11 protein-coding genes are annotated in these 12,685 nt (G+C 29.5%); all 11 read right to left on the bottom strand.

Annotated features, from left to right (window positions below):
* Positions 1 to 2: 2 nt before the first annotated feature.
* The 11 genes from ACULEV_RS06435 to ACULEV_RS06485 all read right to left on the bottom strand — a co-directional run bounded on the left by ACULEV_RS06435 (position 3) and on the right by ACULEV_RS06485 (position 12,683).
* On the bottom strand, positions 3 to 3,092 hold the full coding sequence (locus tag ACULEV_RS06435; protein WP_445457847.1) for an efflux RND transporter permease subunit: 3,090 nt from the start codon (positions 3,090 to 3,092) through the stop codon (positions 3 to 5).
* A 2-nt stretch (positions 3,093 to 3,094) separates the two neighbouring features.
* Entirely contained in the window at positions 3,095 to 4,162 is a 1,068-nt protein-coding gene (locus ACULEV_RS06440; RefSeq protein WP_445457848.1) for an efflux RND transporter periplasmic adaptor subunit, read from the bottom strand.
* 279 nt (positions 4,163 to 4,441) lie between these two features.
* The gene (locus tag ACULEV_RS06445) at positions 4,442 to 5,011 is read right to left on the bottom strand and encodes a superoxide dismutase family protein (protein ID WP_445457849.1); all 570 of its coding nucleotides are present in this window, start codon (positions 5,009 to 5,011) and stop codon (positions 4,442 to 4,444) included.
* A gap of 229 nt (positions 5,012 to 5,240) precedes the next feature.
* Positions 5,241 to 5,924, bottom strand: a complete 684-nt coding sequence (locus tag ACULEV_RS06450) for a hypothetical protein (protein WP_445457850.1) — start codon at positions 5,922 to 5,924, stop codon at positions 5,241 to 5,243.
* Positions 5,925 to 6,535: 611 nt separating this feature from the next.
* Complete coding sequence (locus ACULEV_RS06455; protein ID WP_445457851.1) at positions 6,536 to 7,435, bottom strand: biopolymer transporter ExbD; 900 nt, start codon at positions 7,433 to 7,435, stop codon at positions 6,536 to 6,538.
* 71 nt (positions 7,436 to 7,506) lie between these two features.
* Positions 7,507 to 7,920, bottom strand: coding sequence for a hypothetical protein (locus tag ACULEV_RS06460; RefSeq protein WP_445457852.1), 414 nt, complete (start codon positions 7,918 to 7,920; stop codon positions 7,507 to 7,509).
* Between the two features lie 20 nt (positions 7,921 to 7,940).
* Positions 7,941 to 8,681 (bottom strand): imm11 family protein, encoded by a 741-nt coding sequence (locus ACULEV_RS06465; protein WP_445457853.1) that lies wholly within the window; start codon positions 8,679 to 8,681, stop codon positions 7,941 to 7,943.
* A 2-nt stretch (positions 8,682 to 8,683) separates the two neighbouring features.
* Positions 8,684 to 10,462, bottom strand: coding sequence for an AHH domain-containing protein (locus ACULEV_RS06470; RefSeq protein ID WP_445457854.1), 1,779 nt, complete (start codon positions 10,460 to 10,462; stop codon positions 8,684 to 8,686).
* A gap of 522 nt (positions 10,463 to 10,984) precedes the next feature.
* Complete coding sequence (locus ACULEV_RS06475; RefSeq protein WP_445457855.1) at positions 10,985 to 11,371, bottom strand: VOC family protein; 387 nt, start codon at positions 11,369 to 11,371, stop codon at positions 10,985 to 10,987.
* Positions 11,372 to 11,656: 285 nt separating this feature from the next.
* A complete protein-coding gene (locus tag ACULEV_RS06480; RefSeq protein WP_445457856.1) occupies positions 11,657 to 12,079 on the bottom strand; it encodes a hypothetical protein in 423 nt (140 codons plus the stop codon).
* Between the two features lie 4 nt (positions 12,080 to 12,083).
* Complete coding sequence (locus ACULEV_RS06485; RefSeq protein ID WP_445457857.1) at positions 12,084 to 12,683, bottom strand: peroxiredoxin family protein; 600 nt, start codon at positions 12,681 to 12,683, stop codon at positions 12,084 to 12,086.
* Positions 12,684 to 12,685: the final 2 nt, after the last annotated feature.

The following is a 12,685-nucleotide window of genomic DNA, read 5'->3' on the forward strand; positions in this document are numbered from 1 at the left end:
ATTTATTTTTCTAAGGCTTCAAGGTTATCAAATTCTGGTCGGTGTTTTCTATTTCTTGACCATAATAAATAGATGGCAGGAATTACGAAAAGCGTTAATATTAAAGAAAATAAAGTTCCTCCTACAATTACAATTCCCATTCCCATTCTGCTAGCAGAAGCTGCTCCAAGCGATAAAGCAATGGGTAAAGCTCCTAATGCAATGGCTAAACTAGTCATTAAAATAGGTCGCAAACGTGATTCTGAAGCTTCTATAATAGCTTCATATTTCGATTTTCCTTGTTCTCTTAATTGGTTTGCAAATTCTACAATTAAAATTCCGTTTTTGGTTACTAAACCAATTAGCATGATGGTTCCAATTTGACTGAAAATATTCCAAGTTTGATCAAATAACCACAAAGAGAATAATGCTCCAGCAATAGCCATAGGAACTGTTAAAATAATAATGAAAGGATCAATAAAACTTTCAAATTGAGCTGCTAATATTAAGAAAATTAATAATAAGGCTAAACCAAAAGCAAACGAAGTATTGGAACTACTTTCCACAAAATCTCTAGATTCTCCACCTAAATCAGTTGTAAATGTATCATCTAATACTTTTGCTTTGATAGCATTCATGGCATCAATACCATCACTGATACTTTTTCCTGGAGCTAAACCAGCATTTACAGTAGCTGACATGTATCGATTATTGTGATACAATTGTGGAGGATTGCTTTGCTCGTCCACAGAAACTACATTGTCCATTTGAATTAATTGTCCTTTGTCATTTTTTATAAAAATCGAAGTTAAGTCTAATGGAGTTGCTCTATCTTGTTGTAAAAACTGACCAATTACTTGATATTGTTTTCCGTTTTTGGTAAAGTAGCCAAAACGTTGTCCACTTAAAGATAATTGTAAGTTTTGAGCAATATCAATTACTGAAATACCTAAACTTTTTGCTTTTTCTCTGTCTATAGTAACATTAATTTCGGGTTTGTTGAATTTCAAATTGACATCGACCATAGAAAAGGTTTCATCTTTTGAGGCTTCTTCCATGAATAATGGAATCTTTTCTTGTAGTTTTTCAAAATTTTGTGCTTGAATGATGTATTGTATTGGTAAACCACCTCTACGACTTACTGAAATTGTAGGTTGTTGAATTATAGAGGTTTTAGCATCTGGGTAGCTTTTTGTCCATTTGGATAAATCATCAGCTATTTCCATTTGCGATTTTTCTCTTTCACTTGGATCTTTTAATGAAATGCGAATGAAACCACTATTTACAGAACCACCACCACCAAAACCAGGTGAAGAAATAACTAAACTTACTCGTTTTTCAGGAATAGAATCATCTACTAATTGCGACATTTCTTGCATGAATCTATCTGTGTATTCATAAGTTGCTCCTTCTGGTGTAGACATTCGCATAACAAAACCACTTCGGTCATCTAAAGGAGCGGTTTCTTTTTGTAGAATACTGAAGAATAAATAAATTAATCCAAAACAAGTTATGATAATTGCAAAACTAATCCATTTGTGTTTTACAAAGCGTTCTAGATAAGTAGCATAGCCTTTGTTTAATTTTACAAAATAAGGTTCGGTTAGGTCATAAAATTTGGTTCTTTTTTGTTCACCACCTTTCATTAAATAGGCATTCAGCATAGGAGTTAAGGTCAAAGATACAAAGGCTGACACCAAAACGGCAGCTCCAATAACTACTCCAAATTCTCGGAATAGCCTTCCTACGAAACCTTCTAAGAAAATTACTGGTAAGAATACTGCAGCTAAGGTTATAGAAATAGATATTACTGCAAAGAAGATTTCATTAGAACCTTTTATGGCTGCTTCAATAGGAGACATGCCTTCTTCTACTTTTTTGAAGATGTTTTCTGTTACTACAATTCCGTCATCTACAACTAATCCTGTGGCTAGAACGATTGCTAGTAAGGTTAATACATTAATGGAAAACCCAAATAGCCACATGATGAAAAAGGTAGCAATTAATGATACTGGAATATCTATTAATGGTCTAAAGGCTATGGCCCAATTTCTGAAAAATAAATAGATGATTAGGATTACTAATATAATTGAAATCAGCAGTGTTTCTGCAACTTCTGTTACGGAACGTTTTACAAAAACGGTTGTATCGATAGCAATATTTAATTGGATATCCTTTGGTAAATCTTTTTTTAATTTTTCAAATTCTTTATAGAATTCATCAGAAATATCTATATAATTAGCTCCAGGTAATGGAACGATGGCCACAGCAACCATTGGTTTTCCTGACTGTGTTAATTGGGTTTCTATATTTTCTGGTCCTAAAGTAGCAGAACCAATATCGCTCAAACGAATGATTTTATCACCTTCTGCTTTAATGATAATGTTGTTGAATTCTTCTGCTGTGGTGAGGTTTCCAACTGTTTTTACGGTTAGTTCGGTATTATCTCCTGTAATTTTTCCTGATGGTAATTCTACATTTTGATCGTTTAGTGCTTTTCTAACATCGGCAACTGTTAATCCATAGGAAGTTAATTTGTATGGATCAATCCATAAACGCATGGCATACCGTTTTTGTCCCCAAATTTGAATGCCACTTACTCCTGGTATAGTTTCTAAACGTTGTCCAATTACATTTTCGGCATAATCGCTTAGTTCTAATGCATTTCTGGTTTCACTTTGTACTGTCATGGAGATAATGGCTTCACTATCTGCATCTGCTTTGGAAACTATGGGTTGGGAATCTATATCTTCTGGTAAGCTACGAATGGCTTGTGAGACTTTATCACGTACATCATTGGCTGCTTCTTCTAAATCTTTTTCTAGATTAAATTCTATGGTAATGGAACTTCTTCCTTGGTTACTTGAAGAGGTTATGTTTCGAATTCCATCAATAGAGTTAATGGCTTTTTCTAAGGGTTCGGTAATTTGTGATTCAATGATATCAGCATTGGCACCAGTATAATTAGTACGAATTGAAATTTGCGCTGGGTCAATTGAAGGATATTCTCTAACGCCTAAAAATTTGTATCCAATAAATCCAAATAAGATTATGGCAAGATTTAGTACAATAGTAAGGACGGGTCTTTTTATACTTAATGTAGATAAACTCATACTTATTTTTTAAGGGTTACTTGTACTGCTGTTTCTGGTTTGAGACTCATAATACCACTTGTAATAACAGTGTCACCTGCTTTTAACCCTTGGGTTACCAAAATGGATTCTTCCGTTCTGGTTCCTGTTTCTATTTTTACTTCTTTGGCTTTACCATGAGTCGAAATAAATACTTTTTTTCCATTTTGAATAGGAATGATGGCTTCTGTGGGAATTAAAATTGCTTTTTCAATAGCATTCAAAGGTAATTTTACATTGGCATAGGTACCTGGAAACAATTTACCTTCTTTGTTGTTGGCTTTGGCACGAACTAAAAGTGTTCTGGTAGTTACATCAATACTGGGTTCTATTGCATAAATGCTAGCTTTGAAAACTTCGTTTGAACCTGAAACGGTAAATTCTATTTCGTTGTTTACTTTTATTTCGCTTGCGTATTTTTCGGGAATGGAAAATGTAATTTTTACTTCGCTAGCACTAACTAAATTGGTAACTACAGTAGTAGGAGTGAGGTAAGTACCTGGAGAAATATTACGTAGTCCTATTTTACCTGAGAAAGGTGCTTTGATAGCTGTTTTTCCAATTTGTGCTTGAATTAACTGGGTTTGTGATTGTAAACTTCTATATTCTGCGCTAGCAATATCATATTCTTCTTGACTAATAGCTTCTTTTTCTAGTAAAAGTTTAGCTCTTCTTTCATTTTCGCCTGCTAAGTTTTTTCTAGTGACTGCTTGTGCTAATTGTGCTCTTAATTCGATATCGTTGACTTTAAATAGTGTTTGTCCTTTGGTAACGTTTGTTCCTTCTTTGAAATAAATGTTTTCCACAATACCTGAAACTTCACTTCTTATTTCTACTTGTTCGTTAGCATCAATAGATCCTGAAACAGAAATGACGTTTGAAAATTTTCCTTCAGAAACGACTATTCCGTTTACTTTAACGCTTGGTTTTTTATCGCCATTTGGTTTACTAGTGTTACTGGAAGCTTTGTCTGCATTACTTTTAATGCGATAGCCAATAAAGCCTACAAAAAGAATAATTATAAGAGTTAAAAGTAGTGTTTTAAGTTTCATTTGGTGACTATAAAATTATGTTAACAAAACTAATTGTTCCAATTTTATAAAGCCAATTACTTATAATTTATTTAACAATTGTAGGTACAAATGAAACAAATAGTTGTTTAATTGTTTTTTTTAGGAAATGGATAAGGTTTTTATAGGTGTTTTAGTAGATAATAGGGAAGTGTTTCTATAAAAAGAGGCTGTCTGAAAAGTTTTTTTTCGAACAGCCTCTGAATTTCATTCTTATATTTAAGAATAAAATACTCGTAGCAATAATAATAAAGGTAAATATTAATCTTTTTCCAGTACAATGGCACCACAACCTATGCGGTCACCCGCTGCTCCACTTGGTTGTGTTTTAAAATCATCGGCATCTTTGTGTACTATAATGGCTTTTCCTATAATATTTTTAGCTTCATCTTCACAATCGATGCACCATAAATCTGTTTCTTTTGTGATAGTGGCAATACCATTTTCATCTGCCACTAGGTTTCCAATATCTCCTAAGTGAAATCCATCATGTTTCCAAACTCCATGGTCTGAATGGGTTGGATTCCAATGTTCTCCTGCCGATGAGCCATCCACTGCACTACAATCGCCTTTTTCATGAATATGGATAGCGTGTTGACCTGGGGTTAAACCAGCTAAAGTAGCTGTCATGGAAACTTTTCCATCATTTTCTGTAAATGTTACTGTACCTGAGACAGCACTATTGCTTTTGGCTTCAATGATAGCAGTTGCTGTTACAGCTTTTGCTATTGTATCTGTTACTGTTTCGGTATCATTTTCTTTTACAGTTTCTGTTTTTTTACATCCTATAAGTGTAACACAAAGTAGTAGTATAATTAAGTAATTTTTCATGTGTAAGTTTATTTTAAGTTATTAATTTGTTTTTATAGTTTTAATTGTTAGTGCTAAATTACTTTTTTTAAGTGTGGTTTGTGTTACATAATCTCCATGTTTAGAAGAAGTATAATTCTGAAAATCATTGTTTAAGGAATCGTACCAATTCTAAATAATTGCGTATAAAAAAATCCTATTGTATAATAGGATTCGTATTTATTCTAATGCTATTTAGTTTAAATAGCTTTTAATATTTCTCTTTTTGAAAGCCCCAGTCTCTCAATTCTTGTTTGTAAGTGTCTGGATAATTAGCTTTTAGTACATTTACAATAGCATTTAGTCCTTTTTTTAGATTGTTTTTTAAGTTGTTTTTGTCACCTACTTTTACAGCCACTTGTCCATCTGTTTTGGTAGCTTCTTTAACAAGTAAAGTATATTGTTCTTTTATGGGAGTCCAGAAAGCAAGACCATACTCTTCGTTGACAAACTCATGTGTACTTATTGCTTCAATCATTAATTTTAAGGCTGCAATTCTTTTGTTCTGATCTGTAGGGAACACGTATTTTTTTCCTTTGTGTTCTATACCAAATGCTGCATAATAGCTAGTTGCATTTTCTTTTTTATATTTATTTGTAATATATCCTTTTACATAAGACAAGGCATTGTCTATAGATTTGTCTAATGCTTTTATGGATTGTGTAAGTTGTGGTCTTGTGGAACCTTCTTGTAATCTAGCTTCTAAAGTGGTATTAAAGCTAGTGGTATTAGTTTGAAATTGAGTAGCAGTTAACCATTTCAAGGTAAGCCAATCATTTGCTATCCATTTTGTACTTACCGTTGCCACTACATTGCCAAAGTTTATATCAGCAGCAGGTACATTTCTCTTTTTTGCAGGTTTTGCGTTTTCAGCATTTGATGTCGTTTCTGTCATAATTATTGTATTAAATTAATTGATTTAACATAAAAGTAGAAAACTATTTAAAATTTTAAAAGAAATATCTTATAAAAAAATCTTAATTTTTAGATGTGCTTTTGTCCTTCTTAAGACTTGTAATAAATGGGATTATCTACCATTTATAATAGTATAATAAACAATAGGAGTAAGGTGTTTTACATAGTGTTTTATAATGCATTACTATAGTAGTAGATTGTATTACACTTGGTTTTATAGTAGATTTCTATAGGAGTAGATTATGTTACACTTGTATTCATAGTGGGTTACTATAGTAGTAGGTTATGTTACACTTGTATTTATAGTAGGTTACTATAGTAATAGGTTGTGTTACACTTTGTTTTATAATAGATGTCTGTAGTAGTGAAATTCTGTTTATAATTATAGTGTTAACAATTAGTTTTATTGTTTCTCTTGATTTTGTTTGTTGGTATTTCTATTACCTACATTACCTCTTTTTGCTTTATTAGTAAGGAGGTAATTGTTATGTATGAATGTGGGTTAGGTGGGAGTCATGGAATACTATTTTCAAACTAAATTTCATTAGTGATTTTTTTGACGAAAAATACTAAATGTATTTATAATTAATTTTATTTTATACATGAGCATAACTTAATATTTGCTTTTTTATGAATATCTAAAATTTCAGTTGAAAGTTCTATTAATTCGCTATTTGAGTTATTTAAAATATTAAAATTTGCGGGTCTCAACTTTACATATTTAGTGTAGTTATCAAAAAAAAGATTGTCATTAAATTTTATAAAAACAACATCATTTTGTTTAATTAAATTTTCCCATTCATTTTTATTATCGAAAGGGATTATTTTTTTATTAATTTCTATACCATCGTTAGTTATTGTGACACATTCAACTTTTTTATTTAATAATTGTTCATTAATAATTTCTTGTTGTATAGAATATGTTGCTTTTGCTACCGATTTTAATTTCCAGATAACTATACTTTCATTAGGAATAGGTGGAAAGCCTTTATTTAAATCTTCTTGATGTTTTTTCTCTTTTTTTTCTAAATATTCATTTGTATAAAGATATTCTGGAGCTGAAAAATTATAAAAGGATTGAGGCAACTTACTTTTTAGTCCATGAATATTATCGGTTTTATTCTGGTCGTTAAAGTTGCTTCTAAATATAACACTAGGAGCATTTAATGAAGTTGAGACCTCAGTAAAAACTTTATCTAGAAATTCATACTTTACATTTTTATCAATAAAAAAATGAATGCTTTTATTTCCTTTTATAGTTGACGAAACATCATATGGATTGTTGAGATAATTTTCTAATAATCTTATTTTTAAATTATTTAAATTGATAGTGTCCTTATCAAAAATAATAGTATTTGATTTTGTGATATAAATTGAGTGGAATGGAAGTGCTATGACTTTAAAATTACTTTCTTTAATTTCTGGCAAATTAATATTGTATTGAGAAAATGCCACATTTACAAATAGAGTAACAAATATTATTAGCTTCATAATATGTAATTAATTATTTAAAAACTTTTCAGGATAATATTTTTTATCCTGAAAAGTGTTATCATTACTTATTAAATGTTATTATTACTTTCTGAATTGTCCAATCTATTCTGATAATTAAAGAAGGCTTTAAAACTTTTTGATAACCAAAAATGATAGATTGCTACTGTGTAAACAAGTAACATCACAATAAAAGGGCTTTTTAGTAAAATGGATTGTTTAATTGTTAGTAAACCTCTAACAGCACCTAGTATACCTAATACAAATAATATTATTGCTATGATTCTTGCCCAAGATTTTCCTTTATAAATCATTAACAATAATCCTATTGTCAAAAGAAATCTTATTATTTGTTGAATAATTTTTTTTGGTTCAATCTCTGGAATAACAGAGTTATAAATGTATATGGTGTGTAACGATACCATTAAAATACTTATCGAAATAAGGATAGTTCTTGTTTTACCTGCTTTTTCTAAATGATTCATTTCTATTTTATAAATTTATTTTAACCTTTACCATATATTTTTTCTCTTTCACCACCTGGGGCTGTCCACTCGTTATAACTTAACTCGACAGGTTGAAATTCTATACCAGTACAACCAGAATCTTCTATTTCTTTTTTTAATTTTTCTGAGACAAAATACAACCCTCCAAAAACATATTTAATTATAAAAAAATCTTCAAAAATATTTTGACTAGATAAACTTAACTTTTCAATTGTTAATGCTTCTTCTTTTGCATTAGCTTCTGATAGTTTTATTTCAAATTGCTTAAAATTTTCAACCTTTACATATTCTTTAATAGTATTATATGTTAATTCATAGTCATCAGCCCTTTTAGTGTATAGAATTTTAGAATTTGAAAAATCAATATATTCTTGATTGAATTTATAAAAATTCAATATCCAATAATCCTCTAACATTAAATTGTTCTGTATGATTGGAGCTTTAAAGAATTGCATACTATCATTTCTTTTTCCCTCTAATATTTTTTTTAATTTTCCACTGACTAAAAGTTTATTTGAAAAACCCATGGCAGAATTTGCATTAATTAGATCAGTTTGTTTTGACTTAGCATGCAAAATAGCATTTGCAGTTATAGGTTCAAAATCAATTTTTTCAAAATGTACGTGATGAATAAATTTAGGTTCATCCCAAACATGACAATTATAGATTATTTCTTTAACTTGAGGGTAATTACCTAATATTTTTTTATTAAATGAGTTCTGTATTAAATAGTACATCATTATTAAAAGTTTAATTGATTAATTGGTGTATTTGGATTATTTGCAATTGCAGTTCTAATCTCTTGAATAACTTGATTTGCTTTTGCATAACATTGGTTTGGAGTTGCATTAGGGTTTGCTAATAAAAAATCATTGAATTTTTGTAAAATTTTAGCATCATAAGCGCCATGACTTCCACTATGCACTAAAGTACTTAATCCAATCCCGTTTAAAGCTTCATTCATATGAAAAGCACTTCCAGATTTTGCGGCTTTTTGTACAACTTCATGAGTTTGAATTCCTAGAGGGATTATATGGTGAGCAATTAATGGATTCCCTACAGCTAAACCAAGTACTCTTCTTAATTGTGCTCTACAAGTGCTATTTGAACCAAAATAAATTAAACCATTTGCTAATACCCTATAACTTAATCTTACTTTAGTTCCAATTGTATAAACAATCTGAATTTTATTTGCATATTTTGCACCAGTAGCAAACCAACCTGCAACGGGTATTGCACTTGCATAACTTAATGTAGCATTTAAACCATCACCTTCTATTGTATAAATTACTCCATTTGTAACATCTGCAATTTCACCAAATGCTGGAACTAATCCTGCTAAATCGAGTGATAAATGTGTTGCATCTAACCATGCTTGTTTTAACACTTTAAAGTTGCTCCATCCAGGATTTTCTTGTTTTAAAATTGCACAATGTGTAGCAAATAATTTGGCAAATTGTATTAATAAAATGGGATCTTGTAAGTTAACTTGGGTGAAAGAATCAACTCCGTTGTAAAAGTCAATATCAAAATTTTGATTAAAATAATTGTATTGCTGAGCATATATTAAAACTTTTGTTATTTCAGAAATATCTTCATCAGAACTATAAATATCGTTTGATAGTTCGCTAATCAATTCTTTAGTAAACATCCAAGCTTCACCGTCATTTACTCTAGGATTTAAATAATCTAAAATTGCATTTTTAGTATTTACATTAGCATTATTCCACCAAAGTAATTCTTCAGGAGTTAAAATATTTTCTAGTACATCGGTTATGCTTCCACCTGCTCCATCATTATATAAATTAGGGTTTGAAGTATCGTCTATAATTTCAACTGGTGTTGAAGGATCATTACAAGTAGTAGTAATGTAAATTTCATAATGTGCATCGTTAATATAACCTGTATTACATGATTCTCCTACACCATGTTCTCCTGAATGACTGCATTTTACTTCTACTATATCGATTAAATCTCTACATCTTCCTCTTAAAAGGTTTTCTGTTTTACTTTGATTCTCTTGTTTTACTCCATTAATAAATTGTGTTGATGCAGTTATCTCTAATTCGTTATTTAAAATTTGAGCTTCACCAGTAAATGATTTTAAATCTAATAACACAGTTGGTGTTGTTGGAATGTATTTTAGGTAACCTACTTTTTCAGTTTCATTATAATTTTTTGTTATAATAAACTTTAGAAAATAAGGATTTTGTTGCGAATAAGAATTAAGATTTAAAATATAAGTTGTTAGACTATCTCTTTTTTGAATTTTAATGAAAGTAACATTCGCATCATTTATTCTTGAAAAAGAATCATTGTTAAGTTTATAAAAAGATTTGTTTTGTAAAATTGTTTTAATTTCTGGCGATTGTATTTCGTTATAAAGTTCAGATATTGAAATTCTGCTAGAATTAATACTTACTATATTATCCTCTTTTATTTCTGTAGCAACTTCCTCATTTTCACAATTAGTAAAAAAGATAACTAACAGAAACCAAGATAATAATTTGATTTTTTTCATTGTTTTTTTTATGGAATAGATTTTTAAATTTACTGTAAATAATTTTATGGCAAAAATAAATTTAATATTTATGGTAGTCAATACGTATTTATACGTATTTTTCATGTTTTTTACTACGTATTTATACTGATAAGAATATTTTCTTACATGTATTTGTATTATATGAAAAAGTTATAAAATCACTTTTTTAAATTTTACAAGTAGTTTTTAATTGTTAAAATCTAATTATGATTAGTACTTCAAAAACCTAACTGATATAATTCCAAATATTTTTTTTCTTGCTTAATTCTATAAAGACTTTTCTAAGTGTTGCATGTTTTATTGTTTTCAATGGTACTCAATGTGGAGGTAAGACTTTTTGCTACTGATATTTACAAATATATCGAAAACATTGAAAAAAAAGGTTTAAAAATAGGAGAGCGTTTTGTTTTCTGTTACTTGCACTACAAATGCTCTTTTCTACTTTTATTAGTGAGTAGGAATTGTTATAAATGACAGTTGGTAGTTAAAATTTTTTCACAGTTAATTTGTTTGTGTGCTTATTGCCCAATAATTTCCTGCATAATCATAGAACGAACCTCTTGTGTCTGGATCACCTTTTTTGTTAATGGGTTTTTCGATTATTTCACATCCGTTTTCAATGGCTTTGTCAAAAGTTTTGAAAACATCAGGCACATAAATGTGAAGCATGGTTTTGTTAGCTTCATAGCTTTCTGTGCTATCACTAATCATAATGACTGTGTCGTCTAATTGTAATTCGATATGAGCAATTTTTCCATTTTTGTGATCAAATCGTCTTAAAGTTTTAGCATCAAAAAGTACAGTTAATAAGTCAACCAATTTTTGTGCATTGTTAACAATTAGGTAGGGTGAAAGGGAATTGTAATTTTCAGGTTTGTATGGTTTCATTTTTTGTCTGTTTAGTTGTTTTTTGATGTTTTTATAATATCTGCTAGCTAGTACATAGGTCAGATTTTGTTAGAGTTAATACCTAAATATTTGCATAGATGTGCGGGACAAATCTTATCCTTTTTACTTAAATCAAAAATAGTAATAAATAATTGAAAATCAGAATGAATTGAAAATAGGAGAGCGTTTGTTTACTTTTGCAGGTATTACAAACGCTCTTTTTTTCGTTTTATTGGTAAGTATGGAAATATTATGAAAGAGAATTAGTTGAGTAATTGTAAATATTTATACTCGTTTTACTTTTAGAACATTCTTTGTTGTTAAGATTATATTTGATAATGTAATTAATAGAAAGAATAGAGGAATATAGGGAGACTTAATTTTTAGTGGTAATACATTTGCAGGTACATTAGAATGTAAATGAACATAGACAGCAGTTAACATCATAATGCTAATTGTAAAAAAGGAAATGTTTGTTAAAAGAATGTATAATTTTGTGGAGATTCTTTGTTCATAGACCAAACATACCAAGAGAGTTATTCCCACTGCAATCTCTCCTATAATTCCTATACTGTATGATAGTTGTCCTAATTCACTATTTGTAACTTGAACAGTATACCAATATTTGAACGGATTTACAAATTTAAGAACGCCAAACAGAAACATTGAAATGGCTAAAAACCAAGAAGTTATTTTTATATATTTCATTTTACTAATTGTTTAAGATTTCTGTTATAGGTAAATGGTCGCCAATATTTTTTCCATAGTACACTGTTGTCAAAATCCCATTTTCATCGACAATAAAGTCACCAGGAAGCCTCGTTAAATTTCCATCTCGCTTATATTTTTTTAAGAATAACTTCTTCCCTTTTTTCATTGCTTCTTTTGGTTGTTTTTTAAATACTGAACCTAGCATTTTCCAGAATGATTTTTCCAGTCTATATTCTTTGTATAGCTTTAATTCTGGATCACCAATTACTATAAATGGTACTGGAGTTTCGGTTAGGTAATCTTTTAGTGTAGTATTATTTGATTCATAGATTGCAATAATTTTATATCCTTTTGAAGTAATACTGTCATAATTTTCAATTAACTCATGAATTCTAAAATTACAAACAGGACATGATGCATATCTAAAAAATGCCACCATTACTTTTTGTCCTTTATACTGACTCAATTTTATACTGTCTCCATTTGTATCAATTACTTCAAAATTAGGAGCTTTATCTCCAACTTTTAATTTTTGAGAGAAAGTGATGTTTTGAGACAGCATCAAAAGAATTAGAACAATTGTACTTTTTTTTATTTTCATAT

It is taken from the genome of Flavobacterium sp. HNIBRBA15423 (genome assembly GCF_052655965.1).

Bases quoted from the DNA above. Each gene is read 5' to 3' on its own strand.
- ACULEV_RS06470 (WP_445457854.1), bottom strand. From the start codon at position 10,462: ATGAAAAAAATCAAATTATTATCTTGGTTTCTGTTAGTTATCTTTTTT.
- ACULEV_RS06460 (WP_445457852.1), bottom strand. From the start codon at position 7,920: ATGAATCATTTAGAAAAAGCAGGTAAAACAAGAACTATCCTTATTTCG.
- ACULEV_RS06480 (WP_445457856.1), bottom strand. From the start codon at position 12,079: ATGAAATATATAAAAATAACTTCTTGGTTTTTAGCCATTTCAATGTTT.
- ACULEV_RS06485 (WP_445457857.1), bottom strand. From the start codon at position 12,683: ATGAAAATAAAAAAAAGTACAATTGTTCTAATTCTTTTGATGCTGTCT.
- ACULEV_RS06440 (WP_445457848.1), bottom strand. From the start codon at position 4,162: ATGAAACTTAAAACACTACTTTTAACTCTTATAATTATTCTTTTTGTA.
- ACULEV_RS06465 (WP_445457853.1), bottom strand. From the start codon at position 8,681: ATGATGTACTATTTAATACAGAACTCATTTAATAAAAAAATATTAGGT.
- ACULEV_RS06445 (WP_445457849.1), bottom strand. From the start codon at position 5,011: ATGAAAAATTACTTAATTATACTACTACTTTGTGTTACACTTATAGGA.
- ACULEV_RS06450 (WP_445457850.1), bottom strand. From the start codon at position 5,924: ATGACAGAAACGACATCAAATGCTGAAAACGCAAAACCTGCAAAAAAG.
- ACULEV_RS06475 (WP_445457855.1), bottom strand. From the start codon at position 11,371: ATGAAACCATACAAACCTGAAAATTACAATTCCCTTTCACCCTACCTA.
- ACULEV_RS06435 (WP_445457847.1), bottom strand. From the start codon at position 3,092: ATGAGTTTATCTACATTAAGTATAAAAAGACCCGTCCTTACTATTGTA.
- ACULEV_RS06455 (WP_445457851.1), bottom strand. From the start codon at position 7,435: ATGAAGCTAATAATATTTGTTACTCTATTTGTAAATGTGGCATTTTCT.